Annotated in this window: 19 protein-coding genes; 8 read left to right on the top strand and 11 right to left on the bottom strand. The window is 60.0% G+C overall.

All coding sequences use genetic code 11. From position 1 onward, the window contains the following. Positions 1–43: 43 nt before the first annotated feature. Complete coding sequence (locus tag IEX16_RS17960) at positions 44–778, bottom strand: dienelactone hydrolase family protein (RefSeq protein WP_188709853.1); 735 nt, start codon at positions 776–778, stop codon at positions 44–46. A 130-nt stretch (positions 779–908) separates the two neighbouring features. Between IEX16_RS17960 and IEX16_RS17955 the strand changes: the two genes are divergently transcribed. Further along, entirely contained in the window at positions 909–2,096 is a 1,188-nt protein-coding gene (locus IEX16_RS17955; protein WP_188709878.1) for an aminotransferase-like domain-containing protein, read from the top strand. 65 nt (positions 2,097–2,161) lie between these two features. Further along, entirely contained in the window at positions 2,162–2,803 is a 642-nt protein-coding gene (locus IEX16_RS17950; RefSeq protein ID WP_188709852.1) for a glutathione S-transferase family protein, read from the top strand. A 284-nt stretch (positions 2,804–3,087) separates the two neighbouring features. On the opposite strand, the gene IEX16_RS17945 is transcribed toward IEX16_RS17950, so the two are convergent. Further along, positions 3,088–3,276 carry a hypothetical protein gene (locus IEX16_RS17945; protein ID WP_188709851.1) on the bottom strand — a complete coding sequence of 63 codons (189 nt, stop codon included), beginning with the start codon at positions 3,274–3,276 and terminating at the stop codon, positions 3,088–3,090. 252 nt (positions 3,277–3,528) lie between these two features. Between IEX16_RS17945 and IEX16_RS17940 the strand changes: the two genes are divergently transcribed. From IEX16_RS17940 to IEX16_RS17930, 3 genes are read left to right on the top strand one after another with little or no spacing between them, the layout of a single operon-like run. Beyond that, complete coding sequence (locus IEX16_RS17940) at positions 3,529–4,761, top strand: N-6 DNA methylase (protein WP_188709850.1); 1,233 nt, start codon at positions 3,529–3,531, stop codon at positions 4,759–4,761. A 41-nt stretch (positions 4,762–4,802) separates the two neighbouring features. After that, the gene (locus tag IEX16_RS17935; protein WP_188709849.1) at positions 4,803–6,488 is read left to right on the top strand and encodes a zinc ribbon domain-containing protein; all 1,686 of its coding nucleotides are present in this window, start codon (positions 4,803–4,805) and stop codon (positions 6,486–6,488) included. A gap of 2 nt (positions 6,489–6,490) precedes the next feature. Next, entirely contained in the window at positions 6,491–7,336 is an 846-nt protein-coding gene (locus IEX16_RS17930; protein WP_229676419.1) for a hypothetical protein, read from the top strand. Between the two features lie 163 nt (positions 7,337–7,499). On the opposite strand, the gene IEX16_RS17925 is transcribed toward IEX16_RS17930, so the two are convergent. Beyond that, on the bottom strand, positions 7,500–8,537 hold the full coding sequence (locus IEX16_RS17925; RefSeq protein ID WP_188709848.1) for a VWA domain-containing protein: 1,038 nt from the start codon (positions 8,535–8,537) through the stop codon (positions 7,500–7,502). 346 nt (positions 8,538–8,883) lie between these two features. Between IEX16_RS17925 and IEX16_RS17920 the strand changes: the two genes are divergently transcribed. Continuing rightward, complete coding sequence (locus IEX16_RS17920) at positions 8,884–9,471, top strand: histidine phosphatase family protein (RefSeq protein ID WP_188709847.1); 588 nt, start codon at positions 8,884–8,886, stop codon at positions 9,469–9,471. On the opposite strand, the gene IEX16_RS17915 is transcribed toward IEX16_RS17920, so the two are convergent. The 5 genes from IEX16_RS17915 to IEX16_RS17895 form a co-directional block, all read right to left on the bottom strand. Beyond that, on the bottom strand, positions 9,468–9,749 hold the full coding sequence (locus IEX16_RS17915) for a DUF4389 domain-containing protein (protein WP_188709846.1): 282 nt from the start codon (positions 9,747–9,749) through the stop codon (positions 9,468–9,470). The genes IEX16_RS17920 and IEX16_RS17915 overlap by 4 nt on opposite strands. A gap of 110 nt (positions 9,750–9,859) precedes the next feature. Next, positions 9,860–10,183, bottom strand: coding sequence for a type II toxin-antitoxin system HicB family antitoxin (locus IEX16_RS17910; RefSeq protein ID WP_188709845.1), 324 nt, complete (start codon positions 10,181–10,183; stop codon positions 9,860–9,862). Next, a complete protein-coding gene (locus IEX16_RS17905; RefSeq protein WP_188709844.1) occupies positions 10,180–10,428 on the bottom strand; it encodes a toxin HicA in 249 nt (82 codons plus the stop codon). Before IEX16_RS17905 ends, IEX16_RS17910 begins: the two co-directional genes overlap by 4 nt. A 268-nt stretch (positions 10,429–10,696) precedes the next feature. Further along, positions 10,697–11,371 carry a lectin gene (locus IEX16_RS17900; RefSeq protein WP_188709843.1) on the bottom strand — a complete coding sequence of 225 codons (675 nt, stop codon included), beginning with the start codon at positions 11,369–11,371 and terminating at the stop codon, positions 10,697–10,699. A gap of 333 nt (positions 11,372–11,704) precedes the next feature. Then, positions 11,705–12,550 carry a lipase family protein gene (locus IEX16_RS17895; protein WP_188709842.1) on the bottom strand — a complete coding sequence of 282 codons (846 nt, stop codon included), beginning with the start codon at positions 12,548–12,550 and terminating at the stop codon, positions 11,705–11,707. 151 nt (positions 12,551–12,701) lie between these two features. Between IEX16_RS17895 and IEX16_RS17890 the strand changes: the two genes are divergently transcribed. Beyond that, positions 12,702–13,688: an alkaline phosphatase D family protein gene (locus tag IEX16_RS17890; protein ID WP_188709841.1), complete on the top strand. Its 987-nt coding sequence runs from the start codon at positions 12,702–12,704 to the stop codon at positions 13,686–13,688. A gap of 25 nt (positions 13,689–13,713) precedes the next feature. Here the strand turns inward: IEX16_RS17890 and IEX16_RS17885 are convergent, their stop codons facing one another. From IEX16_RS17885 to IEX16_RS17875, 3 genes are all read right to left on the bottom strand, one after another. Further along, positions 13,714–14,088: a type II toxin-antitoxin system PemK/MazF family toxin gene (locus tag IEX16_RS17885; protein ID WP_188709840.1), complete on the bottom strand. Its 375-nt coding sequence runs from the start codon at positions 14,086–14,088 to the stop codon at positions 13,714–13,716. Then, complete coding sequence (locus tag IEX16_RS17880; RefSeq protein WP_188709839.1) at positions 14,075–14,305, bottom strand: antitoxin of toxin-antitoxin stability system; 231 nt, start codon at positions 14,303–14,305, stop codon at positions 14,075–14,077. The genes IEX16_RS17885 and IEX16_RS17880 overlap by 14 nt, the downstream gene beginning before the upstream one ends. Positions 14,306–14,509: 204 nt before the next feature. After that, on the bottom strand, positions 14,510–15,793 hold the full coding sequence (locus IEX16_RS17875) for a phospholipase D-like domain-containing protein (protein ID WP_188709838.1): 1,284 nt from the start codon (positions 15,791–15,793) through the stop codon (positions 14,510–14,512). A gap of 337 nt (positions 15,794–16,130) precedes the next feature. Between IEX16_RS17875 and IEX16_RS17870 the strand changes: the two genes are divergently transcribed. After that, entirely contained in the window at positions 16,131–18,575 is a 2,445-nt protein-coding gene (locus IEX16_RS17870; protein WP_188709837.1) for a penicillin-binding protein 1A, read from the top strand. Position 18,576: the final 1 nt, after the last annotated feature.

The following is an 18,576-nucleotide window of genomic DNA, read 5'->3' as shown; positions in this document are numbered from 1 at the left end:
AGTCAAGCGGATGTTTTGGCAGGCTGACCGCCCGCGGCGGTGGTCAGACCTGCAAGGTGCGTCTGAACAGATCGAACAGCCGCTCCCAGTGCCGCTCGGCAGCCGCCTGGTGGTAGATGCCTTCGCGCCTGGGGAAGACAAAACCGTGTTCGGTGTCCGGATACCACTCGATGCGGTGTGGCGTTCCGCCGGCCACCAGCGCCTCTTGCAGCGTTTGCACAATCGCAGGGGGTGCCCAGCGGTCGGTTTGGGCGCAGGCAAAGTAGCTTTCGCAGCGAATCATGGGTGCCATCAGGTGCGGTGAGTCGTCCTTATCGGTCACCAGGTTGGCACCGTGAATGCTGGCGATGCTGCTGATGCGCCCAGGCAGGGCAGCCGCGGCCGCCATCACAAACGGGCCGCTCATGCAGTAGCCCACTGCGCCCACGCGGCTGGCGTCGGCCTGCGGCTGAGCATCCACAAAACGCAGCAAGGCTTCGGTGTCGCTCACCACCATGGCGTTGCTCAGGGCGTTCATGTGTTCAAACATCAACGCCATCAGCGGCTCGGTGCGCTCGGTCAACCAGAAGTCGCGTGAGCGCCGGTAATACAGGTTGGGCAACACCACGTAATAACCCACCGCCGCAATGCGCCGTGCCATGTCGTGCAGCTCTTCCCGCATGCCCGGCGCGTCCATATAAAACAGCACCACCGGGTGCGGCCCGCCTTCTTCGGGGTAGACCACAAAGCTGTTCATCGCGCCATCGGCGCCGGGAATGTTGATGTGTTGTTCGATCATGGATGCGCCTCAAATGAAGGGGATGACAAACCTGGCGGCATGCCGGTATTCTGCCGCCAACGCCCGCCCCGCAAGAAAGCTGCGCGCAAATTGGCGACAATGCCCAGCAGAAAGAGAGCCCGCCATGCCTTTGCCCTTTGCCGACCGCCTCAACAACGTCGAGACCTCTGCCATCCGTGAACTGTTCAAGCTGCTGGGCAAGCCCGGCATCATCAGCTTTGCCGGCGGCTTTCCGGACAGCGCCATGTTCGACGTCGAAGGAATTAAAGAGGCCGCCAACAAGGCCCTGACTGAAGAAGCCGGCGGCGCGCTGCAATACGGCGCGACCGAAGGCTACAACCCGCTGCGCGAACAGCTCGCCGCCTTCATGGGCAGCAAGGGCGTGACTGTGGCGCCCGACGGCCTGATCGTCACCACCGGCAGCCAGCAGGCGCTGGACCTGCTCGGCAAAACCATGATCGACCCCGGCGACAAGGTGATCGTCGAAGGCCCGACCTTTCTGGCCACGATCCAGTGCTTCCGCCTCTACGGCGCCGACCTGGTCAGCGCGCCCATCGACGCCAATGGCGTGGACACCGACGAACTCGAAAAGCTGATGGCCGAGCACAAGCCAAAGTTTGTCTATTTGATCCCGACCTTCGGCAACCCCAGCGGCGCCATGCTGAGCCTGGAGCGCCGCAAAAAAGTGCTGGCGCTGGCCGTCAAGTACAACACTCTGGTGGTCGAGGACGACCCGTATGGCGACCTCTACTTCAACGAAGCGCCGCCGCCGTCCATCCTGAGCCTGAGCAAAGACGTGCCCGGCAGCCGCGAGCTGATCGCGCATTGCGGCTCCATGAGCAAGGTGCTGAGCCCCGGCTTGCGCGTGGGCTGGATGATCGCCCCAGCCGAGCTGCTGGCCAAGGCGACCATGTGCAAGCAGTTCAGCGACGCCCACACCAGCACCTTCGCCCAGGCGACCGCCGCGCAGTATCTGAAGGCCGGCCGCATGCCCGCCACCCTGGCGAAAGTCCGCAAGGCCTACGGCGAGCGCGCGCTGGCGATGGGCGCGGCCCTCAAGCGCGAGTTAGGCGACGCCATCGAGTTCACCCAGCCGCAAGGCGGCCTGTTTTTCTGGGCGCGCCTCACGGGGGCGGGCGGCAAGACCAAGGATGCTGGCGAGTTTGCAAAAAGGGCGATAAACCAGGGCGTGGCCTTCGTGCCGGGTGCGCCGTTCTTTGCGGGTGAGCCGGATGTGAGTACCTTCCGGCTCAGCTTTGCGACGGCCGATGTGGGGAAGATCGAAGAGGGTGTGGCGCGCTTGGGTAAGGCACTTTGATTCGCGCCTGACTGGCTGCAGTGACCGCAGCTGCCGCTGGTCAAGCGTGCGGGGTAGACTGCCACATGCTCACCATCCACCACCTTGGCATCTCGCAATCTGAACGCGTCGTATGGCTGTGCGAAGAGCTCGCCATTGGCTACGAGCTCAAGCATTACACCCGTGATCCGGTGACACGGCTTGCGCCGCCCGAATTGCGCGCGCTGCACCCGGCCGGAACGGCTCCGGTGATGACCGATGGTGACGTACAGATTGCCGAATCGGGCGCGATCGTGCAATACATCATTGCCAGGCATGGTGGCGGGCGCTTGGCGCTGCCGCCAGAGCATCCTGATTTCGGCAACTACCTTTACTGGTTCCACTTCCCCAACGGCAACCTGCAGCCTCATCTGGGACGCAACATGGTGTTGGGCCGTATCGAGGCGGCAAAAGGCCACCCCGCCACACTGTCGGCGCAAGAACGTGTGACACGGGCCTTGGCCATGGTCGAGGCACGGTTGGGCGAGGCACCGTACTTCGCCGGTAGCGCGTTTACCGCAGCGGACATCATGAATGTGTTCACCCTGACCACCATGCGCTACTTCCAGCCCTGGGATATCAGCGCTTATCCGAACCTGCTGGCCTACCTTGCCCGCATTGCGCAGCGCCCGGCCTATATCGCCGCCATGGCCAAGGGAGACCCTGGCATGAAGCTGCTGCTGAAATAGGGAAGCGCTGAACAAGTCCCCCGCGGCGCGCGATCATCCGGGCTCGGGCGGTCTGCTGCGTTGAATTCCTTGCCAATAGCTGGGCTATTGGCTGTGAAATCCGCCTTGCATCCCATCCCGATCCGGCCGCTGCTCATCCGCCAGGACTTGTTCAGCGCTTCCCTTGCGCGGCGGCTTGTTACGTCTGCTGTACGTGATGGGCAAGGGCCCGATGCTGACCGCCCCCGACATGAAAAAAGCCTGCTGCACATTTATGCAGCAGGCTTTTTCGTTGGGAAGGTCGCTTAGCCCGCAGGCTGCTCGTCCTTCTCAGCCATATCACCGTCGGTCTCGGGCTTGTCGTCGGTGGTGGCAAGATGCGGTTTCTTGCCGGGCTGAACGGCATGCTCCGCGCCCGGAGCGATCTCTTCGCCGCGGTGTTTCTTTTCTTGCTGAACTTTTTTATCGTGGGCAATGTTGCGTGGGTCGGTCATGGGGGTCCTGTGGGGTTGAGGGAATGCAGGGCCTGAGTGAACCTGTTCCTTCAGCGTGCGCGCCGCTTCAGCATGGCGATACTGCTGCAATGCCTGAGCTTGTGTGGGAGGGGTCCCACGTCCAGTAAGAGGTCAGTGCGGCCTGACGCCCCATCCACCATCTCGAACTCCGTCTCAAGCTACCTTCAGTTGGTGGGTGACTGCTAGCGCGCTCACGTGTTGTAATCTCTGTTAGCTGGAGGGAATAGCATCTTGGAAAGAATTGAAGGCTCTGACAGGCTTGGTCGTTACTACACAAAAGAAACTATTGGCAGCCTGCTAGTTGACCAGATGGACGGGTTGGCGCCCGCAAAAATCCTCGACTTGGGGGCGGGGGGCGGTTCCCTTTCACTCGCAGCAGGAGGCCGCTGGGCTGATGCTGAGTTGTTAACTGTAGATGTTGACGGCAAGGCTTCCGCTAAATTGCGAAAACTTTTTTCAGCCCATTGGGGATCCCGTCATAGCCATATTCGTGCAGACGCGCTTAGCTCTGACCTGCCTAGGCTAATCTCTGCGAAAGCCAGTTCAATTGATGCTGCAGTATGTAATCCGCCTTTCATCACGCCTGCATGGCGGAAAGGATTTGGAGAAATATTAGAAGACGCGGGCTTCAGTGGCTGTCTACCTGTTATGAGCGATGTTGATGCTGCGCTACTATTTCTAGCGCAGAATTTGAGGCTGCTTAACGAGACTGCGACACTGGGGATTGTTCTGCCTGACACCTTGGTGTCAGCTAAAAAGTATCGGCGCTTTCGAGAGCAACTTCTCAAGCAATATCAGTTGCATCGAACTATTCGACTTCCACGAAACTCATTTACAAATACGGATGCACAGGCTTACATAGCGGTGATAAGCAAAGGTAATGTAACGAGGAGTCCGGTGCCTTTGCAGCGGTTTGATGCGCATCTTGGCATTCAACACGAACTACTCGTTAAGGTCGAAGACGCGATCGAACGACTTGACTTCGAATACCACGCTCATCATGTTCAAACTCCATGCGAAGGCGCCAGTCCAATTTCCTTAGGCTCAATATGTGTCCAACTTCAGCGGGGATCGCTCAGTAGTTCGGAAAGAAACGGTAATCCATTCCCGGTGCTGCACACAACGGACCTCATTTCTGATGCGCGCGGCTGTTGGATAGATCTGCAAAAACTGGGATTCCGAAAAAAACCGGTAGATGCGAGACTAACGGTGGCGGAGAGTGGGGATATTTTGATCGGGAGAGTTGGACGAAATCTTGAAGACAAGGTTGTCGGAATCTCCCGAGGCACTGCAGTGGTCACTGACTGCGTATATGTTCTGCGAGTGCCCAAACAATATCGAATCGCGGTATTGGCGCAGTTGACGAGTTTAGAAGGAAAGGCCTGGCTTGCGTCGCGAGCCTACGGCGTCAGTGCTAAGCAGCTTACCAAGACTGATCTTCTCGCTTTTCCTGTACATATTTAGTCAGAGCGATAAAGAGAAAAATAATTGGAGGAGTGAGACCCATGGCTGAATTCGAAGAGCGGGCAGATCAACTTTCCCTGCAGACTATTGACGAAACTCTTGCAGAGGGTGACATATTTAGGACCGCTCGCCAAAAACTGTTGGGCCCAGGGGCAAAGTTGCTTGTGGGACCGCGTGGCACCGGAAAAACTCATGTGATGCGGTACACGTATTTACATGCCATGAGAACCGTCTCTGCCCCGCTGGCGCTTTATGCCAACTTTAGCCACTATCTCAATCTTGAGCCATTGCTCAAAAAATCTCCCGACGCGCTCCAACGGTTTCATTCTTGGGTGCTGGCCAAACTTCTTCTTAGTTGCTTTGAGCTTCTACGTGACGCCCAACAGTCAAGTGATGTGTTGGCTGGTAAAAGTAACTTCTACGACGAGAGCCAACTTCGTGAATTGGTGTCGCTGCTAGAGAGAGGTAGTGGCGCGGAACTGTATGAAAGTTTCGGCAGGAACCTTACTATTGAACACGTGGTGGCCGCTGTCGCAATTTTGTGCAAGCAGTTCACTCGAAAGCGAGCAATTTTCTTATTGGACGACGCCGCACTGAGTCTGGCAGACCAATATCTAGCGGCCTTCTTCGATATATATCGTTTGCTCAAACGTGAAACTATTGCGCCTAAGGCATCGGTCTATCCAGGCTCCACTCAGTATGGGCCAACATTTCACGTCTCCCATGAAATCGAAGAGGTGCCGCTCTGGTTGTCTGTCGAAGATGCGAATTACAGCCAAATCATGGGTGACATAGCGAGTCTCCGCCTTACTGCTGAAGAGGTTGGAAGAATTAGTCTGGATACTCTGGAATTGTTCAAGTATGTGGCTTTTGGGGTGCCTCGTGCTTATCTTCGATTGTTGAGGGAATATCTTGACACTCAGGCCGGCACGTCCCAGCAGAAAATTAACAAAATTGTGGAACGTCAAACGGAGTTGATTGGCGCTGAATATGACTCGTTGGGTATAAAACTAAAACAATTTTCTTCTGTCGTCTCAACAGGGCGGAAATTTTTTGATAAAGCCGTTATGGAAATTGCTTCGGCGCAGGGTGGTGATTCCAGTACACGAAATATTGTCCTTGGTGTTAGGCAGGACAGTGTTCGGAACCCCTTAGCTGAACGGATGCTCAGATTTTTGGTGGAGATCGGAATGCTCTTTCCGCTGCAGGCGGTATCTCATGGGCCGAATAGAAAATACGATAGATTTATTCCCCATCTGGCGTTCCTACAACAGCAGGGTGTTTTTCGCGAAGGTAAAGGGTCTTCGTTCAGAGAAGTATCGTTGTATATGCGAAGGCAAGTTGCGAAGCACCCTATACGCAGAGACTTGTCTACTCTTTTGACACCAGATGAGCTGATCAGCCTCAAGTTGGACTTGCCCCCCTGCCCGCAGTGCAGCACTGCGCGAATAAATGAATCTCAGCGCTTCTGCCATAACTGCGGTGCGGAGTTAGTAGCCTCGTCCTTGTTTGAGGAGTGCATGAAATTGCCGCTGGAGAAAATACCGGGAATCAGCGAGGCGTTGATAGCTCGGATCCACAGCGATACCAAAATACGAAACGTGGGCCATGTCTACGCCTCTCAAAATGCTTCAGGAGATCTACAGCGGGCAAGCTATGTGGGGCCGGTCCGAGCCAGTGGGATCATTGGCAAGGTCGCTCTTACGATCACAGAATTTTTGTCGTAATCATGGCGACTAACTTTCGTTCCAAGCTGTCGGTTTGTGTCGCACCGGCAAATCCGGTATTCATCACGCACGCTCTATTTGATAGGCTCTACAAGGAGTCGTTAGATTCGCCAATCGATGAATTCCTCAATCGTGTCGCAGCTATAAATAAACTCGCGCCTCAGCCACTGAACTTTGATCCGTTTCAAGGGCAGCTTGTTCTTTTGGGGGTAATTGCGGCTGTAGAGAGTTTCATTCGAACATTGCTTAGAAAAATTATTTCACTCGATGAAGAAAGCCAAGCGGCCGTGAACGATAAAGACGTGTCGTTTGGTGCCGCTCTTCACTTATCAAAAGATTTGTTGCCAGAAGCAATACTCGAGCGTCGATCTTTTATTAGTAAAAAGAGCATTCACGAGGCGTTGCGTGATTTGTTGGCAATAAAGGGGGCCTTCCCTGCAGACTTGGAAAAGTCTATTGAGGACTATGTTCGTGTTTGTCAACTGAGGCACTGTGCGGTACACCGATTTGGAAAGCTGGGAACTAGCAATGCCATCTCGCTAGGTTTCTCCGAGCACAAAAATCTGCTTGAGAAACCCCTAAAGCTCGACTACGTAGCACTTCAAAACGCTATCGCAATTGCAATTGGCATCGCTAAAACGCTGAACAATTTTCTATTTAACGAGATTCTGTCGCGTGTTCCATCCAATGATTGGAGTGGAGTTTATTCTCAGGACCGGTCTTTGTTTATTCGCTATTACTCCCTGTTTTGCGACAAGGTCAGTAGCAACAAAACTATGCAGGCAAATCAGCTATATCGGCTGTTGGTCAAGCAACGCGCGCTCTGGGTGGCAGGTAAGCAATTCTGAACCGCTCGGCTTGCTTTGTCTCTGCTGACTTAACCATCCTAGCGCCATCGTCGCCCTCCGTCAGACCGTCGTGCCGGGCATCGACAAGCCGTCGATCTTCAAGCTCGATGCCTGCGATGGCGCATTGCCGAGTTTTAAGGAAATGCTTGGGGAAGCTAAATCCTCAAACAACCCGCCGAAACCACACCAGCGAGCAAACCCCCGCCGCCAGCGCCAACCCCGCCGACAACAAAGCCAGCAAGGCCGAAACCTCGGTCTCGCGCGTCTGCACCTGCACTCTCGACCCCAGGTTTTCGTAAACGCTGCGCAGCGCTTCCGCTGTGCCTGCATGGTGGTACTCGCCGCCGGTCATGCGGGCCACCTCCCGCAGGGTGGGTTCGTCGAGTTGCAAATAGATCGGCATGCCTTCGGGCATGGTGCCGGAGTCGTTGACGCTGCCCAGGCCGATGACGTAGACGCGCACGCCGCGGTCGGCGGCCATCTTGGCTGCTTCCAGGGTGTCGACGCCGGTGGTGCGGCGGCCATCGCTGAGCAGGATGATGGCCGCGGCATCGTAGGAGCCCGGCGCCACGGGGGTGATCTGCAGGGGCGGTGGTTTGTCCTTGTCGTCGAGGCTGCGTCCGCGCGGCTTGATGCCGAAGGTCAGCTCTTCCAAGCTGATGCCGTGGTCCGGGAACAGCTCGATCAGGCTGCTCACGATGCCGCTGCCGATAGCGGTGCCTCTCTGCATCTGAAATCCGTCGATCGCTGTGACCAGGGCGGGGCGGTCCAGCGTTGCGGCATGCGCCACCTGGCTGCTGCCTGCAAAGGTGACCAGACCGACCTCGATCTTTCTGGGCAGGTCTTTCAGGAACAGTTTTGCCGCTTCTTGCGCGGCCACCATGCGGGTGGGCTTGACGTCGCTGACGCGCATGCTGAGCGACACGTCCATCGCCAGGATGATGGTGGTGCGGGCCCAGGGCAGCGGCACCTTCGCCATCGGCCGCGCCGTTGCCAGCAGCAAACCGGCGAGGGCCAGCAGCAGCAGGGCAGGCGGAACATGTTGCCGCCAGGCGCGCCCGGTGGACGCAGCGCGCACCATGCCCAGGTTGCTGTAGCGCACGGCAAGCTTGCCTCTACGCCGCAGCAGCCAGAGGTAGAGCACCGGCAGCAGCGGCAGGGCCAGCATCAGCCAGAGATAGTGGGGCCATTGGAAAAACATGTAGACCTTATCTTGCCCCGGAAGCGGCGCGCAGGCAACCGACTCGGGCATTGCGGGATGGATCCCGGGTCGAGCCCGGGGATGACAAGAAAGGATGCGGGATGACAGGCCGGGAGGTGGGATGACATTCGGTGGGGGGACACTCATCTCCCCGGCTGTCATTGCGGGCCTGACCCGCAATCCATGGCTGCATCCACGCGACGGTGGTTCAGGCTGCATGGATCCCGGGTCAAGCCCGGGATGACAAGAAGAGATGCGGGATGACGGGCGGGGAGGCGGCAGGGCGGGGACTGGCAACTTGCACCCACAACCCACTCGGATAAGCCTGCTTTGTTAGCCTGTGGGTATGAACCGCCTGATCCCCTCCCTGATCCCGTCCATTGCACCCTTTTTGGGCGCTGCGCTGCTGGCATCTGCAGTATCCGTGGCCTCCGCCGCAGACGCCTGGCCTGACCTGAATCAGCCCGGCGCCATCGTGCTGTTCCGCCACGCGACTGCACCCGGCATCGGCGACCCGGCCAACTTCAAGCTCAACGACTGCCCGACGCAGCGCAACCTGGACGACACGGGCCGGGCCGAGGCGCGCAAGCTGGGGGAGCAGTTCCGCAGCCGCAAGATCAATGTGGGTGCGGTGCTGAGCTCGCAGTGGTGCCGCACGCGTGACACGGCGCGGCTGGCGTTTGGCAATGAGGCTGTGAAGGACGAGCCGGCCTTCAATTCGTTTTTCGGCAGATCGTCCGGGATCAGCGATGCACAGACGGCGCAGGCCCGCGCCATTCTGGTGCGCTGGCGTGGCCCCGGCACCTTGGTCGTGGTGACGCACCAGGTCAACATCACGGCGCTGACGGGTGTGAACCCGACCTCGGCCGAAGGGGTGGTGGTTCGGCCGGCAGCCGACGGCAGCCTGCAGGTGATGGGCTCGGTGACGCCCTAGACCTTTGCGGACGGCCAGTCGCTGAATGGGAAGGGCAGGGTCTCGGTAGAAAAGGAGACGAAGGCGGCGATCTGGCCCAGGTAGCGGCCCACACTGCGGCCCAGGCTTTGCAGGCGCGGGTTGGGCTCGTCATTGAAGACTGCAAAGCCGAGTTGCAGCAAGGCAATAATAATCAGCACCCAGGCGGCGATCTGGAAGGCCATGCACATCAGCAGCATGAGCAGGGCGCGCATAGGCAGCTTGCGCGGCGGGAGGGTGGCGAGGGAGGTGACGGTCATGGTGCTCCTTCAGGGTGACGGCAATACTTCTTTTCATCAGGTGGGGCCGGCGGGCGCAGCATCAAGCCTTCTTTTCCCCCACGTCTTGCGGGGCCACCTCCAGCTCCGCCTCAAGCCGCCAACTTGGCACTCGCCAGCCGATTCAAACTCACCCCTTGTTCTGCAGCCGTCAAGGCCAGGTTGCGGTGAAGCTGCGGCGGGATGCGGACCCTGAACTCGCCGCTGTAATGCTTTTCGGCCATCGCCTCGGGAATAGGCTCGCCGCTGGCCTGCATGTCGGCCACCACCTCTGCCACAACTTTGCCGATGCCTCTGAGTGCAGACTCCGGGGTTTTTGCCAACCAGCTTAAAGACGGAAACTCGGCGCACAAGCCCAAATGTTCGTTATCTTCCGGGGACCAGGTGACCCGGTAGGTGTAGTGTTTGATGTTCATGATTTGCCTTGTAGTTTTTCAATGGCCTGCAGGACTTGCCGGACCTGATAGGGCTTGGCTTTGCCTTTTGCGTTCTGAATATTGACGCGCGGGTCGCCGAGCCAGGGCGTTTTGAAAATGGCATGGCTGCTGCCATCTTGTCTCGGCTTGCCGAAGTAAGCGATACACACCTTTTTGAGATCGCCGAAACCCACATTGGCGGGCTCGGCGCGCATTTTTTCCAGGAGTTTATCGAGGCTGGCCATGGACGACATGGTGCCACTATTGGCCCCATATGTCAATTTGAGAAGGTGGGAGGAGGTGAAGATGAAGGCTGTGCGGCGGCCAAAATCGGACGGCCTTCGCTAGCAAAATCATAGCTTCTAACGCAGGCTGTGTAAGGGCTGGATGCCGATTTGGTCAAGAAAGACAGGAGGGCCGACCCCGGTCCGGGGCGACCCCGCCCAGGCTGGGGCAGGGCACCAGTGCGCCGCCGGCGGGATGCCGGGGCGTTGCAGCTATCGCTTCATCAAATCAGTTTGCTGCGAAGCAGTAGAACTTGCCTGAGCCACCGGTGCGGACTAGGGCCTCCTGGCTGCAGCCGGCGGACTGGTGCGAGAAGTTCCAGGACTTGGCCCAGTTGTCGGTGTTGGGGCCGATCAGGTCATGGTGACCGACGATGGCCGAGCCGTCGGTTGAACTGGTCCAGGCTTTGCAGGTGGTGTCGGTTTGCGGTGCAAAAGCAGTGCCGTCCGCGCGCGAGCCGGTCAGGATGTCGTGCTCATTGGGTGTGTCGCCCCGGCCCTTGATCACGTTGCCGCGCTCGTCGAGTGCGGTGTCCTTGCTGATGAAGTTGCCGTTGTGCAGATGCGTGACGCTGCGCGCAATCATCGCGCCCTTGGCGTTGAACCAGGGGCCGGTACCGACGCGGTCACGTGCGTGAGTGGCTGCCACGGCCGGGGCGGTGGCGGAGGCGAAGGTGGGCGGCGTGCTCAGGTAGGCGCGCCAGTTTTTGCCGGTGGAGCCGGCGGCCGAGGCCAGGCGCTGGCAGTGCGCATCGGCGCCGGCCAGGCCGCCCAGGTCGGCGCCCTTGCCGCTGCCTGCGCTGGTGATAAAAAAGCTCATGAAGCCGGGGCCGGACGGGGTGGCACAGGCGGTGAGCAGGGCCACGGTGATGCCTGCGGCGGCGATGTAAGAGAGTTTGCGCATGAAAAATTTCCTTGGGTGGTTGGTGGGCAGGACCATACGCATCAATCGTCGAGAAGGCAGCGGGCTGTTCCTGCCTGTATTGAACCTCCAAGCCCGCTGCCGCTCTATTCGGGATGACCCACCCCCCCTGTCATCCCGCCTCCCGGCCTGTCATCCCGGACTCGATCCGGGATCCATGCCGCATGAACCACCGTCGCGTGGAAGCAGCCATGGATTGCGGGTCCGGCCCGCAATGACAGCCGGGGAGATGCGTGTCTCCCCTGCGCTTTTCTGGCGCGGTCAGGCATCTGCGCAGGCGGGAGCCTGTGCGACCACTGGGGCGCGATGCCCGGATCAAAAAAATGCCCTGGCGTAATTGATTGGTGCGTGGTCGGCCAGGTCGCGCACCACCACCGTGCCCCTGTGCCAGGTGTGGTTCTTCAGATAGTCCAGGCGGCCTTGTTCACGGTCAATGGCAATGAAAGCGTCTGTCGGGTTCTCACGTATCTGCCCGTCAAAGGTGATGTAGCTGCGGAAGTTGGGGTGGGCGTATCCCAAAAACGTCGGCGGAACCCGTGTGACGAAGTCGCAGCAGTTCACAAGCCGTGTCCACGGCCCCTTGATGCTGGCCACAAAAGCGCTGTCCCCAGTGCGTGGCCCGCCTATCGTAACCAGCCTGTGCGGGGTGGAAATGCTGGCGCACAGGCAAGCCAGTGCCGCCCCCAGGCTGTGTCCGGAAATGATGAGCTGTCTGCCGGCGGCGGGCCCGGCACGCCATTGGCGGATCTCCGGTTGAATGGCCTGGTAGGCGCGCTGAAAGCCATAGTGCACACCGCCTGTGCCCTGTTCCCATGGCACCAGCAGCGCATTGGCGTCGGAGCCCAGGTCGGCCAGCTTGTCGGGCTGTGTTCCGCGAAAGGCGAGCAAGGCCGTGCCGTCACTTGCGTGGATGGCGCCAAAGGCTTCGGTACCCACCAGGGTGTTGCTGCTGAAAGTTTCCACGTTGACATAACCGGCCAGTGCCAGCGCCTGGTGAAGCCGCACCTTCTCTGCGTCGCTCTCTTCAACCCGGTAGTAGGCCAGCCGCGCTGCCTCGACTGCAATGGCAATGTGCCCGGGCTGGGTGTGGCTGCTGAAGACGGTGTCGCGCAGCTCGGGCCGCAGCAAGGCATCGTTGGTGGGGTCGTAGGCGAGAGGCATGGCGTCTCCTGAATTGAAAACGCCACAGTAATGAGGTGTTGCAGCATGCGCATCCTCCAATCAGAGGAGCGCCTCGCGTGTTGCCCTCCAATTGGGGGATGTGCGCCGGCAGACCCGGTGCTAGATTGGCGCACCACTACCGGGAGCTACGATGAAAATCGCCTTTACCTCTTGCACCTGCGCAGGCCTTATCAGCAAGCAACCCGTGTGGGACTCCATCCGCGAGGCGCAACCCGATCACCTTGTGCTTCTCGGCGACAACATTTACAACGACGTGCCGTCAACGAGCATGTCTGAGCTGCAGGCGATGAACGCGCACCAGTTTGCCGAACATATGTATGTGCGTTATGCGCAGCAACTGGCCAACCCGAAATTTCGCGCCATGGTGGCTGCGCCCGGCATCCAGGTTCACGCGATCTGGGACGATCACGACTTTGCCTGGAACGACGCAAAAGGCGGCGTGATTCAGGGGCAACCGGTGCAAGCCGACAAGGTGAAGGTGTCCACCAGTTTCATGCGCGAGTTTCGCCGGGTGCTGGCTGCAAAAGACCTGACGCTGTTCCCTTCTTCTGCCGGTGCCGCGGCTTTCTGGCAGGACGCTGCGGCGCCAGTGTTCACGCCGCTGGGCGCCACCTCCATCAAGCTCGAGCCGGATGGCCGGTCGTGGCTGCACCTGACGGACGGCCGCACGCAGCGCCAGGGGCAAACCCTGTTGGGCAACGCACAACGCGTGCAACTGGCACAGCAGTTTGCGGCCCATCCGGACGCCCTGCACATCATTGCGAGTGGTGGCACTTTCAGCCAGAAGGACTGCTGGGCGAAGTACAGGGACGACTTCAGCTGGCTCAAGGAACGCATTGGCTCAAAGACATGGCTGATGCTCAGCGGCGATGTGCATGCCACCGGCCTGCTGACCCACAAGGTGTCGGCTGCAGGCCGCCTGGTGGAGCTCACGGCCTCGGGGGCAGCCGTTGTGGCCAAACTGAACCCCGTGATCACCGGCCCCGAACTGCGCAACCACGGCATGGTGGAGCTGCGGGCAAATGACGCCAAGCTGGACCTGTTTGCTTACAACAAGCCTGTGACTTCAGCCGTGTTGCCGCGCCGCGCGGGTGGCGATCTGGTGGCACTTGACTAACGCGAGATGCACGGGTCCGGGTTTCTCATTCACCCACCAAAATTCGCAGCGCTTCTTCCACCCGCTTAATGTGCGTGCGTGGTAGCTCGGTGATGGGTTTGTCCCCCATCACGCGTCGATTGGAGATGGTGCGAATCTGGTCTATCAGCAAGTCGGTTTCTTCCTGCATCTTGCCCAACTTGCCAAGTGCCACGCGCAAGGGGTAACCGTCGCCCTGGGCATCGCGATAGGTATTTGTGGTGCCGGGTATGACGATGGTGGTGGCATGCCATGCCGAGTTGAGGACATTGGTCTGGATGACCAAAGCGGGTCGGCTAAGTTCGCCTGGTTCTTCTTTGTGGCTTTGTGGCTCGAAGTCCACTTCCCATACTTGTCCGCGCTTGAGCTTAAGCAAGGCCATCTCCGGCGCTGGCGTCCATGGCCTCGTTTTCCGCCAGATGTCGAGCCGACAGGTGTTTCGAGAGAAAGACCATGCGCTCCTTGAGCAGACGCTCATTCTTTTCGCGCACGGCCTCACGCACGTAGTCCGAGCTGGACATATTGAAAGCGTCGGCCAGAGCCTTGGTTTGCTCGGCAAACTCGGTCGAGGTCCGAAAAGAGAGGGTGGCGGTGCTCATGGCGTATCTCAATTTTGTATGACGTAATTGCAATACGTTTATGTTTGCATGCAAGGCAAGGCAAGAGATGCTTGCCCAGTGCTGATGCTGGTCAGAGCGGCTCAGGCAGGTGTGTCGAGCGTGGGGGCGCTAGTGTTTTAATAGCTGCTCGCGCCCACCGGGCATGGGCTGAAAGCCGATTTGATCAATAAAACCGGGTCGCCCTCACAACACCTCGTTGAACACATAAAACCAGTTGTCCTTGAACTTGTGCCACAGGCCGCGTTGCTGCCAGGCCTTGAGTTCGATCTCCTGGCAGCGCGCCACGTATTTTTCGAACACCGCGTCGAGCTGGCCTGCCAGCGCTTCGTCCTTGACGCTCAGGGTGAGCTCGTCGTTGGTGTCGAAGGAGCGGTCGTCGAAGTTGCTGGAGCCGATGGCACTCCAGACGCCGTCAATGGTCATCGCCTTCTGGTGCAGCAGGGTGTGCGGGTACTCGAACAGGCGCACGCCGCACTTGAGCAGTTTTTCAAAATTGCGGTGGCCGGCATGTTGCACCATGGGGTTGTCGGAACCGCCGGTGGACGGCATCATGACGCGCACGTCGACACCGCGCTTGACGGCTTCACCAAACGCGTCGATGGCTTCAGGCTTGGGGATGAAGTAGGGGTTCTGGATCCAGATACGCTTTTGCGCCAGGCAGATCACGGTGTGGTGAAGAATCTTCACGGCTGGCGCCGAGCCTTCGGGCTTGGCGTAGGCGGCGTGGATGCTGACTTCGCCAGCCGGTTTCAGCTCCGGAAACACAGCGTCGCCAACAAACAGCTCACCGGTCTGGCCGCCCCAGTTCTCGCTGAAGGCGGCCTGCACGCTGTGCACGATGGGCCCGTGCAGGTGCACGCTGAGGTCGGCGTAATGTCGGCCGTCCTCGGCATCGCCCAGCCACTCGTCCACCACGCAGTGGCCGCCGACAAACGCTTCCTTGCCATCGATCACGGCGAGCTTGCGGTGGTCGCGTTCGTTCATCACGCCGATGGTGTAGATCGAACGCTCATGGAACATCGCGAGCTTGCAGCCGGCGTCTTCCATCTGTTTGCGCTCGCTCTTGCCGATTTTTTTGGAACCGGTGGCGTCGAGCAGCACGCGCACCTTGAGTCCGGAGCGTGCGCGTTCGGACAGCGCATCAGCCATGCGCTGGCCGAGCTTGCCTTCTTTCCAGAGATAGGTCTCGAAATGCACGGTTTGTTGGGCAGCGCCGATGCGCTCTATCAGGACGTCGAAGAATTTGCCGTTTTCCAGCAGCTGGACCGAGTTGCCGGAGGTCATGCTGCCCAGGGTCAAACCTGCCAGCGAGGGCATCAGCGCGTCGATGGTCGCGCCGTATTCGATCTTGAGCTTGGGGCTGCGGTGGCGCTTGATCGACCAGATGACAAACACCAGGAACGTGGCGATGGCCAGAAACAGCGCGGCGGCGCCGTGCAACGCGCTGCCCAGAAAAGATTCACTCACGATTGTTGCGTCCGCGAACCTGATCGACGAAATCAATGCGGTAGGGTTCCCCGCCGGGCTGGGCCATGGCTGTCTCCTGAGAGGAATCCTGAGAGGAACGAAAGATGAAAGTGTGAGCTAGTAGGGTACAACCGCTGGCGCTTGCTGGCTGTAGGCGATTGCCGCAGCGTGTTGCCCGTGGCGGGCCTGCCATCGGCGCTTGACCCGCCAACCACCCGACTGAAGTCCGGAAGGTTGAGCTTGATATCGACGGCAGCAGCCTGGCTGCCGCAGCCGATGGCTTCTATGTCTGGCGTCCTACAGGCTGCTGTTGCGTTAGCCACTAGGCTGCTCGCTCATGATTACACCGCCCGACATCGACCTCACCGAGCCCGCCCCGTCCCGCCTGCGGCAGATCGTCACTTCCATCGCGCATGGCCTGCGGCATCCGACACTGCGCGGCCTGGCCTGGGGGCTGGCGGCGGTTCCGGTGGTGTTGCTGATCTACGTGCTGGCCTTGATTCCCTTCACGCCCAGCATCAACGACCTGCGCAAGGCCAAGGCGGCCAAACCTTCGGTCGTGCTGTCGGCCGACGGGCAGCAACTGACGGTGTTCAGCCGAGCCAACCGCGACTGGGTCCCACTGGCCGAGATCTCGCCGCATGTGGTGAACGCGCTGATCAGCACCGAGGACGCCCGCTTTTACCAGCATCGGGGCATGCACCTGCAGCGTACCGCGTCCGCTGCAATGAACACGGTGCAGGGCAAGGTGCAGGGCGGCTCGACCATCACGCAACAGCTGGCGCGCAACCTCTATCCGGAAGAAATTGGCCGTGCGCGCACCATGACTCGCAAGATCAAGGAGGCCATCACCTCGCTGAAGATCGAGGCGGTGTACTCCAAGGATGAAATCCTTGAGACCTACCTGAACACCGTGCCTTTTTTGTACAACGCCTACGGCATCGAGATGGCGGCACGCACCTACTTCGACAAGACGGCCGATACGCTGAATGTGCTGGAAAGTGCCACCCTGATCGGCATGCTCAAGGGCACCAGTTACTACAACCCGGTGCTCAACCCTGAGCGGGCGCTGCAGCGCCGCAACACGGTGCTGGGCCGCATGGTGCGGCACCAGAAGCTTCCGGCCGAACAACTGGCCGCGCTGAAACAGATGCCGCTCAAGGTGGACTTCGAACGCCAGGAGCCCGAGCTCGGCCCGGCCCCGCACTTTACCCAGCAGTTGCGTCGCTGGCTGATCGAATGGGCCGACCGCAACAGCTACAACATGTATGCCGATGGCCTGGTGGTCCACACCACCATCGATTCGCGGCTGCAAGTCATGGCCAACGAGGCGCTGACGCGTCAGGCGGACAAACTGCAGACGCTCTCGGACGCCGACTGGGCGCAAAAGTCCGGGTGGACCGCCAAAGGCGCCAAACGCGAGCTGATGCTGACCTTTGTGCGCGATTCGGCCGAGTACAAGGCCGCGATAAAAGCCGGGCAGAGCGATGAGCAGTCCTTCAAAGAACTGGCCGGCGACGTGACTTTCATGCAAAAGCTGCGCGAGGACAAGACGCGGCTGCAGGCCGGTTTTCTCGCGCTGAACCCGTCCAACGGCCATGTGATGGCCTGGGTCGGCAGCCGCGACTTCGTCATTGACCAGTTCGACCATGTGGCGCAGGCGCGCCGGCAGCCGGGCTCGACCTTCAAGCCCTTTGTCTACGGTGCAGCATTGGAAAACGGCTCGCGGCCTTACGACGGCTTCATGGACCAGGCGGTGGACATTGCCATGGGCGACGGTAGCTTCTGGCGGCCCAGCGACGGCGGCGGCCCCAGCGGCGCGCCCATGACACTGCGCGAAGGCCTGGTCTATTCGAAAAACACCATCACCGCGCAGGTCATGCAGATCGTCGGCCCGGCGCGCGTGGCCAGCCTGGCGCGCAGCATGGGGGTTCGCCAGAGCAAGCTTGACGAAGTCATGTCGCTGGCGCTGGGCACCAGCCCGGTGACCCTCAGGGAAATGGTGGCCAGCTACGGCACGCTGGTCAACGACGGCCGGTATGTGCCGCCCATGGTGGTCACCAGGGTGGAAGACCGCAACGGGCAGGTGGTGGAAGCGTTTCAAAGCGCGGTGGCCGAAACCGCGATGTCCACCGCTGCTGCCAACATGCTGCTGGACGTGATGCGCGGCGTGGTGGACCAGGGCACCGGCGCCGGCATACGCAGCCGTTACGGCATCAAGGCCGACGTGGCTGGCAAAACCGGCACTACCCAGGACAACACCGACGGCTGGTTCATCCTGATGCATCCGCAATTGGTGGCGGGTGCCTGGGTTGGCTTCAACGACAACCGCGTGACCATGGGAGATCGCTGGGGCCAGGGCGCGCAAAGTGCGCTGCCCATGGTGGGCGAATTTTTTCAGCAGGCGATCAAGGCCAAGGTGGTGGATGCGCGCGCCAGGTTCTCTGCGCCCGATGGCCTGAGCAAACAGGCGCCGCCACCCGGCCTGGAACCGCTGCCGCTGCCCGGTGCGCCCCTGGCCGAGATCACCCCGATTGAGCCGCCGCTGGGGAGCGCGGTGACGGTGCAGGGGCCGCAGGGCGGCGCGCCGACGGGCATGTTGTCGCCACCGCCGATTAAATACGTGAACATCCAGATCCTTCCGGCTGCACCCGCGCCCGCCGCCGACCTGCCGGCGATGCAGTCGCCCCCGCCCCGCGCAGTGGAGGCAGGAACCCAGGACGCCCCGCGCGAACTGCCGGTGCTGCAGATGTCCGCGCCGCGCGTCGTCACCGAGCCTTGAT

This window comes from Polaromonas eurypsychrophila (assembly GCF_014641715.1).
Classification (GTDB): Bacteria; Pseudomonadota; Gammaproteobacteria; order Burkholderiales; family Burkholderiaceae_C; genus Polaromonas; species Polaromonas eurypsychrophila.
Note: the sequence above shows the minus strand (reverse complement) of the source record. Positions and strands in the feature narration are given on the sequence as shown.